The sequence below is a fragment of the Terriglobales bacterium genome (assembly GCA_035691485.1).
In the GTDB taxonomy this organism is placed as follows: domain Bacteria; phylum Acidobacteriota; class Terriglobia; order Terriglobales; family Acidobacteriaceae; genus JAIQGF01.
The window spans coordinates 112,783-126,906 of the sequence record DASSIZ010000069.1; the positions used below are offsets into that span (position 1 = coordinate 112,783).

Here is a 14,124-nt window from a genome sequence, read left to right on the forward strand (position 1 = left end):
GCCTGGCGTTGTTCCCGGCGTTGATAATAAAAATGCTGGCGGAGAGAGTGGGATTCGAACCCACGTTACCCTTTCGAGTAAACACGCTTTCCAAGCGTGCGCCTTCAGCCACTCGGCCATCTCTCCGGAGAGACTGCGAAGGCAGGACTACTTCATTCTAGCGTATTCGCAGGCCCGAGCCGCCCACGCCCCTCTTGGCGAATTGGGAAATTCAGGAATCGACGAATCCAGGCGGTAAGTCGGAAGGAACTCTGCGGTAGGACGTACGATTGCGCTGCAGACTCGCGGTTGACTCTTGCTTACTGGACTCCTGAGGTGCTGCCGTTCCCGTTGCCTGCAGCCGCCGCCTCCGCCATGTCAACAGAGCTGCCGCCCTTATCCATAAGCCGATGATGCACGCAATACAGCGCCAGTTCGAGGCGGTCGGAGACGCCCAGCTTGTCGTAGATCTTGCGCAGGTAATTCTTGATCACCTGCTCGGTGGTACCGACTTCCTGCGCGATCTCCTTGTTGCGCATGCCCTGTGCCACGCCGGAAACGATCAGCAGTTCCTTGTCGCTGAGCCGGTTTTTGGGACGTGGCGAGGTCAGAAGCGTGGCTTGCGAACGGTAGGCCTCGATCACCCAGTTGACGCCGCGATTATCGAGCCAGGTCTCGCCCTCGGCAACCTTGCGCACGCACTTCACCAGCAGGTCAGGCGCAACGGAATGGGTCACAATGCCGCGAACGCCCCGCCGCAGGTATTCGACAGTTTGGTCGGCGTCCGCCTCCGCGGTAATGACGATGATCTTCAGCTCCGGCGCGCGCTTCAGAATTTCCGAGGCGGCTTCCAGGGGGTTGGCCGAAATTACCGATTGGAAAATCAGCACGTCGGCAGGAAACTTGGCGGCGGCGGCAAGAGTTTGCCCCAGAGACTCCGCTTGCGCGACGACCCGCAGGTCGTCTTCTACCGCAAAAACCTTGCGGATGCCGACGCGGAAGATGGCCTGTGAGTCCGCAATGATAACGCGGATCTGCCGAACGCTTTCGGCAGATGCAGCTTGACTGTCGGACTGTGCCTTAACCGGGCCCCCGGCCATGTGCCTCCCCACGAGGTCCTATTGGCTACGCTCGAACCGGTAATCGTCAATCACCGCCGCAATGGCACGGCGTCCGCCTTCGACGCTACAACGTACTACGCGTCCCATTCCGGTGACCAGTACATCTGTGGTTGCGCCCAACACTGCCGCCGGCATTTGGATGGAAAATTCCAATGACGATCCGACCGTCATTTCCGATTCCAAGTTAAACAAAACTCCACCGGCTGAAATGTTCTGCGTTTCCGCATGGTGTTGTTCGCCAGAACTGGTGATGGCGATGGGGAGCCTGAGCGGGAACCGTACTGCAGTCCGCAATTCCGTTGATATCTCTTCGTTCGTCACAGAGTGCTTAGAGTACACCCGGTTTTCGCGGCCGGGAAAGTTACCAAAGTGATACGGAAACAGGCACTTGCGGCCGGTTACCGCTGCTTGTCGTCATCACTCGTTGGGCTAAACCAAAAGTGTTTTTGAGTACCGCCGCCCCTTGTTCAGAACTTCGTTACCTCGGTAAAGTTGAAGTCCTTCACTTTCATCGCCGGCACAACCATGTCGAAGGATTCTTCCCCGCTCGCCCGCACCGGCTGCCCCATTTCTTTGACGTTGGCCAGCATCTCAACCAGGCTCTCGTTGAAACGAAAATTGCGGATTCCGTGGCGGACCTTGCCGTTTTCAACATAGAAGGTGCCGTCACGCGTCATCCCGGTCAGGATTTTCTCGTAGGGATCGACTTCCCGGATGTACCACAGCCGAGTGATCAGCACGCCGCGGTCGGTGCCGGCGACCATCTGTTCCACAGTCTGCGGATTGGGCGGAGGATCAAAAACTATGTTGAGCGGGATTTCGCCGATTTCATTCGGCAACGGCAGGCCGTGTCCGGTCGCCGCAATCGGCCCGACCTTGGCAGCATGCTCCGATTTCTTCATCTTCTCGGCTGTGACGCGTGCAAATACCAGGGCCTTCGGCACGCCCTTCCCCACCAGTTCCACGCGCTGGCGACGGACGCCCTCGCCATCAAATGGCGCGCCGGACTGCAACGGATGGCAAACATCGTCGTGGATGCTGATGTTCTCGCCGAACAATTGTGTCCCGATGCGGTTGTTGAGGAAGGAGCGCTCGTCGAGAATTGCCTGCCCACCCCAATCCCAGAACATGAATCCACACAGGTCGAGCACCGCTGCAGGTTCCAGGATCGCAGTGTACTTGCCCGGCGGCAGCTCCTGCGGTACCGCCGATTGCTGCGCCTTGCGGGCGGCAATCTCTGCCAGCTCCACCGGATTCAAGTTGCGCACGTCGGGCGAGTTCGCCTTTTGCCAGCCGGACGAATCTTGGGCCAGCATGGTGACGGAAATTTCCGCCGAAGTTTGTGTGTGGTAAGCGCACAGGCCACGCGAGTTCAGCACTGCCTCGACCGATTCGGAGGTGGCAAAAATTCCCGCTGTCGTGAGGTTTTCGCGCTTGGCCACTCCGACAATTTTTCCCACCGCCCTGGCGCGGTCGGCAGGTGTGATGCTCGCGGTTTCGAAAAACGTGCGTCCCGCCTGCGCGTCTTCGCCGTACACTTCCGGCCCAGGGACCGGCAGCAAGTCGGGATCTTTGGCCTGCACGCGTGCCAGGCCTTCACTTGCCTTCACGCAGAGGCGGACGCTCTCTTCGTCGAACTTGTTGGTGGTGGCGCGTGCGGTTTTGCCGTCGAATACCGTCCTCACCGACAACATGTAATTCTCTTCCGCGACATTCTGGTGAATCGTGTTGTTGGCAAAGCGGGTTAGAGCGCTTCTTCCACCAGAGATCAGCAACTCGATCTCGTCCGCGGTGGAGAACTTCTTTACCCGGTCGAAAGTGTCTTGTGCTTTGTCTTTCGTCAGCACTTCAATTTCCTTTGTACGCTGTCCCCACTTTGACTCCCCGGAATCTTGCCGGGCTGGCTCCGTGTCCCGTTCCCATCACCTGCTGAGGCTGCCCCTTCCCGCAGTTCGGCGTGCCCCACAACGTCCAATGCTCCCGCGAACAGATTGCGTCCATCGAGTTCCAGAACTCTGTCGTGATCCCCGAATACGATGGGTTCTTCAGCATGCGCCCGAGCTTTCCCCCTTTGATCTCCCATCCCATCTCGGTGCCAAACTGAAAGTTGTAGCGCTTGTCGTCGATCGACCAGGAGCGGTTGGTCTGAAAGAAAATGCCGTGATCGGTGGAGGCAATCAGTTCATCCGGGCTGAGTTTTTTCTCGCCCGGTAGAATGCTGACATTGGTCATGCGAATCATGGGTAGCCGGTTCCAGCCTTCGCCACGAACCGTTCCTCCGCTGCGCTCCAGCCCGACCATGGCGGCCGTCTCACGCGAGGTTAGATATCCTGTGAACAGACCGTGGCTGATGATCGGCGTGCACTGCGCAGGCACGCCTTCGTCGTCATACTTGAAGGTTCCGAGACCGGGGCCGTGCTGCGGAGTCGCGTCCGCCACCACGTTTACCAGTTCACTGCCGTACTTCAGCTTACGCAACTTGTCTAAAGTAAGAAATGAGGTGCCGGCAAAGTTTGCTTCCATTCCCAGCACGCGATCGAGTTCGATGGGGTGGCCGACAGATTCGTGGATTTGCAGTCCCAGTTGCGACGAGTCGAGGATGATGTCGAACTTACCCTCCGGACACTGGTCGGCCTTGTGCAGCGCGACGGATTCCTCCGCGATGCGCCGCGCGTTCTCGACCAGTTTGAATTCGTGGATCAGCTCATACCCTTTGTCCTGCCACTGTCCGCCAAATGAGGTCGGGTAGGAGCGCTTCATGATCTCCGAGCCGGCGAACGAATAGGCAGCATAGCCGACGCCGGTGGTGTACTTGACCTGGTGGATGTCGGAGCCGTCGGAGGAGTAATACCACTGCTCGTAGCGGCGAAAATTCATGTTGGTTTCCGCCAGCGTAACGCCTTTGACGGCGCGCATTTCGGCGTCAATTTTCATCAGCAGGTCGAGGTTTTGTTCTACCGAGATGCTGAATGGATCGATCTGGCAGGGGCTGGTCCAGTCATCTACGTAAGCCTTCTCCGGGGCAAGCCGGACGTCGTGTTGCTTTACCATCGCGGAAGCACGCGCGATTTCCACCGCTTCCCCGGCAGTGGTCTCAACGCCGCTACGGCTCAAATCGTCGGTGGCGGCAAATCCCCAGGCCCCATCGGCGAGCACGCGAATGCCGATGCCCAGCGACTGGCTGTCGGCGACGTGCCCGATCTTGCCGTTCTTGGTGGCAAGCGCGCGCTGGCGTTCGTCCACCACCCGGCAATCGGCAAATTGCACTCCGCGCACCCGGCAAACGTTCAGCACCCAACTGGCAATTTCCTTCATGCTCATGACAGGCAGACATGATAAATGAGGGCCGAGGATTACGCGTGGCCAGACCACAGAAAAGATCGAAGGCCATGAAGCTGGTCAATCTTGAAAACGGCATGCCATCGGTGCCGCTCGCGCTGTCGTTGCTGAATGACGCGTTGCGCTCCGGCCGGATGGAAGGGTTCACCGCTCTTAAGATTGTGCACGGTTATGGTTCATCGGGAATAGGCGGAGCGCTCCGCAGCGCCCTGCAGGCCGCGCTCATGCGGCACGAACAGGCGGGCGAGGTTCGCGCCTTCATCGCCGGCGAAGACTGGCGGATATCCGATGAGCGTAGTTGGGCCCTGCTGCAGAAATGCCCCGAGCTGAAAGCGGACGTCGACCTCGGCCGAGGGAACAAAGGCATCTCCTTGGTTGTCCTGTGAGTTGAGTTCTACCTGATTTGTGATTTGCGAGTCGTACGTTTAGACTTCCGGCCACTATTCATCCATGGCGACGAACAATTCAGAGCGGCTCCTGGCTCGCCTTGAGGAGAGTAAGCGACGCTTCGGTCCGGGAGAAGCCGCGCGTGCCGAAAAAGCGATGGCGGCCGCGGACAAGCTTCGGTTTCGCGACGCGCCGCCGTTGATCCGTTTTCACGACGCTCTCCTCTTTTTGCGCGCTTTTGCGCCAGGCCCCGGCGTGGCGCGGCAGGCGGACAAGCTGCTCTCGACAATCCACGCTCGCGTCGCCGAACTGCGATCCGCCGGCGCCGACATGTCGCCCTTCGATGATGAATCGGTCGCCGGAATTGCCGGCATTGAGCTGATCGACACCCTTCCCTACGAGATCGCAACCTGGCTCGCCACCTCGTACCCCAAGGATGTGGAAATCTGTTGGGATGCGGAGATCAACTCGGCGCGCCTGGCTAACACCTGGCCACGGTTCATGCCCCTCCTTGATGAAGACGGATTCGTGGAACCCGATGTCCCCTACCGAGCATGGCTCGACGCCGCCCGCGGCAGCGAGGACGGCTTGCGATGGCTGCTTCGGCAATTTGCCGCTCTCGACAAATCCGAGCGCGAGAAGGCTGAGCTGTACGAGTCGCTGCAATTGCCGGTGCAGTGGAACCTCGGCACGCTTACCGCCAGCCGTACGCTGGCCCGGCGCGGCACAGGTCCGGCCTTCTATCATCGCGAACCGCTCATCCGCCGTGCCGAAGTCTCGCTGGCGAAGGAGCTGGCGGCGCCGCTAAGACTGGAAACACTGTCTCCGCGTGAAAGCTCCAGGATTATCGACATGGGGCGCGAGGTGCTGACCGTTCGCTATCGCGGCCTGTACGGCATGACCTTCGGCGCACCTCCGGTTTACGCGGCTGAAGTCGGGCGCGGCACCCAGATCTATATCTGGGGAGTTCCGCCCAGCCACCGTTTTCCTCTGCGCACCTACGCCTCTGGGTTCACTCTGAAGAATGGAGTGCCGATCAATTACTTGGAAGCGATTGCGCTCGCCGACTGGATGGAAATCGGCTTCAACACCTTCTATGCCTTTCGCGAGGGCGAAACCGGATGGGTTTACGCACAGGTGCTGCGGTCGCTGCGGCAAATGCTCGGCATGGAAACCATTTCCGTATACCCGTATCAGCTCGGCGACGATAACGAAGAAGCGATTGCCTCCGGCGCATTCTGGTTTTACCGCAAGCTCGGTTTTCGGCCCGGCCGGCCCGAACTCGCCGCCCTGGTCGAATCGGAAGAAAAAAAGATCGCGGCTGATCCGCGTTACCGAACTCCAGCGAAAACTCTGCGGAAGCTCGCCTCGGGCCACGTTTTTTATGAACTCCCCGGCAAGCCGCGTGGAGACTGGGATCGCTTTCGCGCGCGAATGCTCGGCATGGCCGTGCTGCGCGACATGGCAAAATCGGGCCTGGGTCCCAATGCCTTTCGAGCGGCCTGCAGTGAGCGCTTGGCTTCATCGCTGAATGTCTCGCTGCGCCAACTATCAACTGATGAACGCTATGCCTTCAGTAATTTTGCCCTCGCCCTCCATTCCGCCTCCGACTTGCGTACCTGGAGTGCGGCGGAAAAATCCAAGCTCCTCGAGGTGATTCGCGCCAAGATGGACGGCGAGGAATGGGATTGCCTGCGTCTCACGCGCGAACATTCGAGACTTCGCCAGGCGCTGATCCGGCTGGGGACTGCAATTGCCGATTCCCGCAGCCCTGCCGCCCCCGGTTAAACTGGAGTTGGTGGCTTCGCGGGCAGATAAAATTCGCGCCTTCTATCAAACCCTGTTTCGTACCTGGGGACATCAGCATTGGTGGCCGGCACAGAGCCGGTTCGAGGTCATCGCAGGCGCATTCCTCACGCAAAACACAGCCTGGACCAACGTCGAGAAAGCCATGGCGCAACTACGCAGAGCGCGCGTGCTCAGCCTTTCGGGAATTCGCAACATCCCGTTGCGAGACTTGGAAACGCTGGTCCGTTCGGCGGGATACTTCCGTCAAAAAGCGCAGCGCCTGAAAAACTTCGTCGCCTATCTCGATCATCGCTACGGAGGTTCTCTCGACCGGATGTTCGCGTGCCCGACCGCCGAGTTGCGCGAGGAACTGCTGGCGCTGAACGGCATCGGCCCGGAGACTGCCGATTCCATCCTCTTATACGCGGGCAATCACCCCGTTTTCGTGGTCGATGCTTACACCCGCAGGATCCTCGACCGGCATCGCATCCTGCCGCTAAACGCGCCCTACGAGCAAATCCGCGCCTTGTTCGAAGGAGCACTGGGAACGCCTGAATTCGTTTCCCACTGCGAAACCGAGTTCACTTCGCTCGAACGCCTAAAACCGGAGGCTCTTCCTCAAGGTTCCTGTCATTCACCGTCGCGCATGAGCACCGCTCGTCGTACCGCAACTGGACAGGTGTTCAATGAAATGCACGGACTGATAGTTGGAGTGGGCAAGAATTTCTGTTTGAAATCCAAGCCGCTTTGCGACGCCTGCCCTTTGCGGCCGTTCCTGCCCGGTGCCGGACCTAAAAGGAACACGCTCGCGCCGCGTACAAAGTGAGTCTTCGCCCTTTTTGCATTTGTAAGTTTTTGTAACAAACGCAGACGCCTCTTTCGACGAGCCACCTGAGGCGTGATTTCTGTCGTTATAATGTCCCTTGCTACCCCGCCTCTAAAGACGCCTCATTGCGCTGGGAAGTTCAATTTGTCTGCCACTGCGCCAATTCGTACGCCGGAAAGTTCGCGCCGTCGGCGCACTGCGCTGATTGTTTTGGCGATCATCATCTTCTTACTGCTGTTAGTGGTCTCGTCGCAGCAGGCGTTTGACCTCCCCTTCCTGCGTCCGACCAGCAGCGAGCAAACGCTGATCTTTTCCGCTCTTTCCGCCCTCATCTTCCTTTTATTGCTCGCGCTGATGGTCGTGCTGGTGCGCACGCTGCTGAAGTTATTTGCCGAGACGCGTGGCGGCGTGCTGGGTTCGAGATTCCGCTCCAAGATGGTTCTGGGCGCGCTGGTGCTCTCTTTCGGACCGGTGCTGTTCCTGTTCATGTTCGCCTACGGGTTGATGAACCGATCGATCGATAAGTGGTTCTCCCGCCCCATCGAGGAGGTCCGGCAGGACACGGCGCAAGTCGGCGCCATGCTCTCTGCTTACGCACTGGATAACGCCAAGGCGGAAGCCACCTCCATCGCGGAGGCGGCGCCGGTACAGCGGGGTTTCGAGAAGGGTGATTTCGGCCCTGTGGTCGGGGTCTTCCGGCATCACGATGCGGCGCTACAGGGCGGCTTCGCGGTGGCCATCGTCGATGGCGAAGCCGAGGCTGCCTACCACCTTCCCGAGCCTTGGCCAATGTTGCGCCAGAGAATCGGCGAGCACCAGGGCACGTTGCTCCCGTTACCGAAATCGCTCCATCTGAACGGGGTCGAATACATGCTCGGCGCCGCCATGGTCGGCGGCCGCGGCGGATGGCTGCTGGTGGGCATGCCCCTGCCCCAGGAATTCTCGCGCACCATGACGCAGATCGAAGCCAGCCAGCGCCGTTATCTGGAACTCGCTCAGCAACGCAAGCTCGTCCGACGAACCTACATGGGCTTGCTGCTGCTCCTCACCGTCCTGGTGCTGTTCGCCGCCACTTGGCTGGCGCTGTTTTTGTCCAAGTTCGTCACCCGGCCGGTTGCCGCCCTGGCGGAGGCCACCGAGCAGATCTCCCGCGGAAAATTCGATTACCGCGTCCCGGTTGATACCGGCGACGAACTCGGCAAACTGGTGCGCTCGTTCAATCGCATGGCCGAGGACCTGGAATCGTCGCGCCGCCTGATCGAAGCTTCCAGCCACGAACTGGCGGAGGCCAACGCCGCCCTCGATCAGCGCCGCCGGCACATGGAGACCATTCTCGAGAGTATTCCTACTGGCGTGCTTTCGCTCGACGCCGAGCGCCGCATCACCCACACCAACAATGCGCTCCATCGCATCCTCTGGCCGGAAGGCAACAGCGTCCATGACGGCGTCCGCATCGACCACATCTTTCCGCCCGAAGTCATGCAGGAGATGCATCACCTGCTGCGCAAGGCGGATCGCATGGGCTCGGCCACGAGTCAGATGGAAATTCCTTTTCAGCGTCATCACCTCACGGTTGCGGTGACGGCGGCATCGCTGAAACATGACGGCCAGGGCCAGGGGTACGTGCTGGTATTCGAGGATTTGTCCGACCTGCTCAAGGCGCAGAAGCAGGCGGCATGGCGCGAGGTCGCACGGCGTGTGGCGCACGAAATTAAGAACCCTCTGACTCCGATCGCTCTTTCCGCGGAGCGAATCCGCCGCCACCTGGAGCGAGGGACTCCGCCGGACAAGCAGTCTCTGGACGTGATCACCAGTTGCGCCGAAACCATTGGCGGAGCGGTCGAGACCGTGCGTACGCTGGTCGACGAGTTCTCCACCTTCGCGCGCTTCCCGCAAGCCCAGCCACAGCCGGCCGATGTCAACAGCATCGTCGAATCGGCCCTTGCCATGTTCAATGGACGGCTCGACGGCATCCGTGTCCAGGCCCAGCTTGCTCCCGACCTGCCCAAGGTCATGGCCGACCCGGAGGCCATCAAGCGCGCCATCGCCAACCTGGTGGACAACGCCGCGGAAGCCATGCAGGAAGCCATGGTCCGCGAAGTCGAGATCACGACCTCGCTGGCCGGCTCGCGCGAAGCCATCGAAATCGTTGTCGCCGACACCGGCCACGGCGTCACCCGCGAGCTCAAGGAAAAATTGTTCCTTCCTTACTTCTCCACCAAGCAGCGTGGCACCGGGCTGGGGCTCGCGATTGTCAGCCGGATCATTGAGGACCATCACGGCACCATTCGCGTCGAGGAGAATAAGCCGGTCGGCGCGCGCTTCATTGTGGAGTTGCCGGTTGCTGGCGATGCCGTCGTCCAAGCGGCTGCTAATGGCTGATGCATTCGGTGAAGACAGACGCATCGCAGCCCAGGACGACCGTCCGCAGTCAAACTCCGCTAGAATCACCTGTTCCCCCGGGACGGGGCGTGCATGACATCCAACATCCTCATCGTTGATGACGAGCCCGGAATTCGCGACTCCCTGAAAGGTGTGCTCGAGGACGAAGGCTACGCCACCGGCATGGCCGGCAGCGGCGAGGTTTGCCTGCAGATGCTCGACAAGCGGCCCTTCGACGTGGTGCTGCTCGACATCTGGCTGCCCGGCATGGATGGTTTGGAGACGCTGCACAAGATCAAGCAAGCCGACAATCCACCGGAGGTCATCATGATCTCCGGCCACGGCACCATCGAAACCGCGGTGCGCGCCACCAAGCTCGGCGCCTTCGATTTCCTGGAAAAACCGCTGTCGATTGAGAAAACGCTCATCCTGGTGAAGAACGCGGTCGAGGCGCGGCGGCTGCGGCTGGAGAACCGCGACCTCAAGCGGCAACAGCCCAAGAGCGTCATCGTGGGCAGCAGCATTCCCATGAAGGCGCTGCGCCAGCAGATCGTGCTCATGGCCCCCACCAACGGCCGCGTCCTCATCTTCGGCGAATCCGGCACCGGCAAGGAACTGGTGGCGCGGGCCATTCACGCTGAGAGCCCGCGCAACGAAGCCATGTTCGTCGAGGTCAACTGCGCCGCGATTCCCGAAGACCTGATCGAAAGCGAGCTATTCGGCCATCGCAAGAACTCGTTCACCGGGGCCAGCGCCGACAAGGAAGGCAAGTTCCAGAAAGCGCACGGCGGCACTCTCTTCCTCGACGAAGTCGGCGACATGAGCCTCAAGACTCAGGCCAAGGTGCTGCGCACGCTCGACGAGCAGAGCTTCACGCCGGTGGGTGGCGACGAGGTAGTCACCGTGGACGCCCGCGTCATCGCCGCTACCAATCATGATCTGGAGGAAGAAATCTCCAAGGGGAATTTCCGCGAAGATCTCTTTTACCGGCTGAACGTCATTCCCTTTTACGTCCCGCCGCTGCGCGAGCGCCTGGAAGACGTGCCCCTGTTGGCCCGGCACTTCCTCAAGGACTTTTCTTCGCAATACAGCCGCCACCCCAAGGAGATGACCGACGACGCCATTGAAGCGCTCATGCGCTATTCCTGGCCGGGCAACGTGCGCGAACTGAAAAACGTGATCGAACGCATCGTGATCATGAATCCTACGGTGGTGAAGCTCGACCGCAAGCACCTTCCGCCGCTGGTCTATCGGGACGGCTCGCGCAAGAGCGGCGACGGCTTTTCCACGCTACACCAGGCTCGAGCGGCCTACGAGCGCGACTTCATCCTCAAGACCCTGGACCAGAACCACGGCAACGTCAGCCGCACCGCGGAAGTTCTGGGATTAGAGAGATCGCACCTGTATCGCAAGATGAAGACGCTGGGGATTGCGGTGAAGGAATAGCGACTTGTCGCTAGCCCCTGTTTTCCCGTTTCCACTCCGCGCGGGCGGCGATGTCTTCCAACTGGCGTCGCCAGTCGAGGCCCTCGACGAAGTCGCTGGAATCGCGCCAGCCAGGACGCACCTTGACGAACAGTTCGAGAAAAACTTTTTTGCCGAGCGCACGCTCGATCTGGTGGCGCGCCTCCGTGCCGATCTTTTTCAGCATGGCGCCGCCTTTGCCGATCAGGATTCCCTTCTGCCCTTCGCGCTCGCAGTAGATAGTCGCGGCGATGCGCACCAAGCGCTGCTCCTCCTCGTAGCTGTCGACCAGCACCGTGGTTGCGTAGGGGATCTCCTGCTGGGTTTGAATCAGCACCTGCTCGCGAATGATTTCGGCGGCGAGAAAGCGCGCGGGCTGATCGGTAAGCTGGTCGGCGGGAAAGTACGCCGGCCCTTCGGGCAGCGCCGCCACCACCGCGTCCAGCAATTCTTCCAGCCCTTGCTTCTTGCGCGCGCTGATGGGAATGATCTCGGAGAACTCGTGCAGCTTCGACCATTGCTCAATCAGCGGCAGCAAGCGGCGTTTGTCGACCAGGTCAATCTTGTTGAGCAGCAGGATGACGGGCGTCTTCGCACGCCGGGCAAGATCAATCACGATCTGCTCGCCGGTGCCGAATCTCTGCGTGATGTCGGTGATAAGCAGCACCAGGTTGCTGCCTTCGAGAGCTTCGCGGACCTCCTGCATCATTTTCTTGTCGAGGCGGGTTTCGGGACGGTGCACGCCGGGAGTGTCGATCACGACGACTTGGGCCTTCGGCCTTCCCTTCCTCGCGGGAAGATTCAGGATGCCCTGGATGCGATTGCGCGTGGTCTGCGGCTTGTGGGTCACGATGGCGAGCTTCTCGCCTACCAGCGCGTTCAGCAACGTCGACTTGCCCGCATTGGGACGGCCGAGAATGGTGACGAAGCCGGATTTCATAGGAGTTAGGAGTTGGGAGTTAGAGTTAGGAGTTAGCGGGAACAGCGCCTAACTACTGACTCCTAACTACCAACTCCTAACTACTACTCGTCTTCGCATGCTGCAAGGTCGAAATTCGCAAGCGTTCCACGCGCCGGTCGGTGGACTGCAGCACTTCGAAGCGGAGTCCCTCGGCATTGAGCACTTCCCCCTGCTGCGGTATCCGGCCCACAATCTCGCTCACCAGGCCCGCGACGGTCGTGGCCTCGTGCCCCTCGATGCGGATGCTGAACAACTCGTCGAGCCGGTCCACGTCCATGCTGCCGGGAACGATGAAGGAATGATCGTTCTCGCGGACGATGTCCTTTTCGCGCTCGTCGCGGATTTCGCCGACGATTTCCTCGACCATGTCCTCGATGGTGACCAGGCCGGCGACGGCGCCGTATTCGTCAACCACGATCTCCATGCGGATGTTGTCGCGTTGCATCTCCCGTAACAGGTCGCTGACGCGCTTGCTCTCGGGGACGAACTTGACGTCGGGGTTCATCAGCTCTCGCGCGGTGCGGGTGCGCGCTTCCGTATCTGGGACCTGGAGCAGGTCGCGGGCGTGCACGATGCCTACGATCTTGTCGATCGTGCCCTCGTACACCGGGACGCGCGAGAAGGTCTGGGTGCGCAACATGTCGGTGAGCTTCTCGACGGTGGTGTCGGCGGAAACGATAAACATTTCCGGTCGCGGCTTCATGACCTCGCGGACAATTTTGTCGCCGAATTCGACGACCGACTGGATGAGTTCGCGGTCGCTCTCCTCCAGGATGCCTTCCTCCTGGCCGGCCTCGATGAGCGCATCGACGGCTTCCGACGGGTGCTCCGGTTCGCGCTCCGCGTGTTCCTTGGTCAGAGCGAGCACGGAGTGGCAGAAGCCGATCACCAGAGTGACGGGCAGCGCAAGATAGAGCAACGCGCGCAGCGGAAGGATGAACTTTGCCATCCATGCGCCGCGGGTGCGCGAGAACAGAAGGAACGGAAGCAGGCGGTTGAAGATGACGACAACCAGAACCATCCCCAGGGCCGCTTGCGCCAGCTCGGCGGCGGTCCAGGTGCCGTGACGAAACACCGCATACGCGGCCAGCATGGCCACCGCGGCGGTGGAGAGCTGCTCGAGAACTGCGACCGACAGAGAGGCGCGATCGCGTCCCATGCCGAGGCGCGGCTCGACGTGTTGCTCGAACGTCTCGATGTTCTCTTCGAATTCCCGGGAAAGAAATTTGCCGCGCTCGGTGTAGACACGCTCGACATACGACACCAGCGCAAGAACAAACAAAAGGATAATGAAGGCGATGGTGAGTGTCATCGGAATCGCCTCCGAACGCCATTGGCCTGTGGCCGTTGGCCATTGGCTCGACCATGTTGACCGCCATTGGCATTGGGCGGCCTCTCTTCTGTGCGAGTTATCAAACCTTTGCTCAACCCCAGTTGGCGGCGGAGGCGTTCCTCTTTGCGCGCCATCTGGCCGCGGTCGGTTTCGTGATCGTGACCGGCGAGATGGAGCATGCCGTGAAGAATCAGGATCTTGAGCTCCTGCGTCTCGTCATGACCGTACAGACGGGCATTGCTGGCGGCAATGTCGGCCGAGATCACAATGTCACCGGAAAATTTCTGGGGGACAACGGGGATCGGCGGAAACGACAGCACGTCGGTGGGCGCGTCTTTGCCGCGGAAGCGGCGATTCAGCGCGCGAAGGTCGCGACTGGAGGTCAGCAGGACATTGACCTCCCCGCGCAAGCCAACAGCTTCGCGCGCGCGCTGCGCAAAACGCTGCAGCGCCACCTGGGAGGTTCCCGGCGCCGCTTTCCTGACAATGACCATAAAAGCGAACGGGAGGGCATAGGGGTACCCTCCCGCGACTGCCAACAATT

12 protein-coding genes and 1 tRNA gene are annotated in these 14,124 nt (G+C 60.4%); 5 read left to right on the top strand and 8 right to left on the bottom strand.

Annotation, left to right across the window (positions count from 1 at the left end; all coding sequences use genetic code 11):
- Nucleotides 1-36: 36 nt before the first annotated feature.
- The 5 genes from VFI82_08885 to VFI82_08905 form a co-directional block, all read right to left on the bottom strand.
- Nucleotides 37-126, bottom strand: a tRNA-Ser gene (locus tag VFI82_08885).
- Between the two features lie 173 nt (nucleotides 127-299).
- Complete coding sequence (locus tag VFI82_08890) at nucleotides 300-1,079, bottom strand: response regulator transcription factor (protein HET7184790.1); 780 nt, start codon at nucleotides 1,077-1,079, stop codon at nucleotides 300-302.
- 18 nt (nucleotides 1,080-1,097) lie between these two features.
- Nucleotides 1,098-1,421 carry a PilZ domain-containing protein gene (locus tag VFI82_08895; protein ID HET7184791.1) on the bottom strand — a complete coding sequence of 108 codons (324 nt, stop codon included), beginning with the start codon at nucleotides 1,419-1,421 and terminating at the stop codon, nucleotides 1,098-1,100.
- Between the two features lie 146 nt (nucleotides 1,422-1,567).
- Nucleotides 1,568-2,947 carry a TldD/PmbA family protein gene (locus tag VFI82_08900; protein ID HET7184792.1) on the bottom strand — a complete coding sequence of 460 codons (1,380 nt, stop codon included), beginning with the start codon at nucleotides 2,945-2,947 and terminating at the stop codon, nucleotides 1,568-1,570.
- 1 nt (nucleotide 2,948) lies between these two features.
- Nucleotides 2,949-4,421 (bottom strand): TldD/PmbA family protein, encoded by a 1,473-nt coding sequence (locus VFI82_08905; protein ID HET7184793.1) that lies wholly within the window; start codon nucleotides 4,419-4,421, stop codon nucleotides 2,949-2,951.
- Nucleotides 4,422-4,459: 38 nt separating this feature from the next.
- On the opposite strand from VFI82_08905, the gene VFI82_08910 reads away from it, so the two are divergent.
- From VFI82_08910 to VFI82_08930, 5 genes are all read left to right on the top strand, one after another.
- Nucleotides 4,460-4,825, top strand: a complete 366-nt coding sequence (locus VFI82_08910; GenBank protein HET7184794.1) for a Smr/MutS family protein — start codon at nucleotides 4,460-4,462, stop codon at nucleotides 4,823-4,825.
- Between the two features lie 157 nt (nucleotides 4,826-4,982).
- On the top strand, nucleotides 4,983-6,614 hold the full coding sequence (locus VFI82_08915) for a hypothetical protein (GenBank protein HET7184795.1): 1,632 nt from the start codon (nucleotides 4,983-4,985) through the stop codon (nucleotides 6,612-6,614).
- A complete protein-coding gene (locus tag VFI82_08920) occupies nucleotides 6,580-7,440 on the top strand; it encodes a hypothetical protein (protein HET7184796.1) in 861 nt (286 codons plus the stop codon). Before VFI82_08915 ends, VFI82_08920 begins: the two co-directional genes overlap by 35 nt.
- A gap of 144 nt (nucleotides 7,441-7,584) precedes the next feature.
- Nucleotides 7,585-9,822 (top strand): ATP-binding protein, encoded by a 2,238-nt coding sequence (locus VFI82_08925; protein HET7184797.1) that lies wholly within the window; start codon nucleotides 7,585-7,587, stop codon nucleotides 9,820-9,822.
- Nucleotides 9,823-9,915: 93 nt separating this feature from the next.
- Entirely contained in the window at nucleotides 9,916-11,268 is a 1,353-nt protein-coding gene (locus tag VFI82_08930) for a sigma-54 dependent transcriptional regulator (protein HET7184798.1), read from the top strand.
- Nucleotides 11,269-11,278: 10 nt separating this feature from the next.
- Here VFI82_08930 and era read toward each other — a convergent pair whose 3' ends face one another.
- The 3 genes from era to ybeY form a co-directional block, all read right to left on the bottom strand.
- Complete coding sequence (gene era, locus VFI82_08935; protein HET7184799.1) at nucleotides 11,279-12,226, bottom strand: GTPase Era; 948 nt, start codon at nucleotides 12,224-12,226, stop codon at nucleotides 11,279-11,281.
- A gap of 76 nt (nucleotides 12,227-12,302) precedes the next feature.
- Nucleotides 12,303-13,559 carry a hemolysin family protein gene (locus VFI82_08940; protein HET7184800.1) on the bottom strand — a complete coding sequence of 419 codons (1,257 nt, stop codon included), beginning with the start codon at nucleotides 13,557-13,559 and terminating at the stop codon, nucleotides 12,303-12,305.
- Entirely contained in the window at nucleotides 13,556-14,122 is a 567-nt protein-coding gene (ybeY, locus tag VFI82_08945) for an rRNA maturation RNase YbeY (protein HET7184801.1), read from the bottom strand. The genes VFI82_08940 and ybeY overlap by 4 nt, the downstream gene beginning before the upstream one ends.
- Between the last annotated feature and the right edge of the window lie 2 nt (nucleotides 14,123-14,124).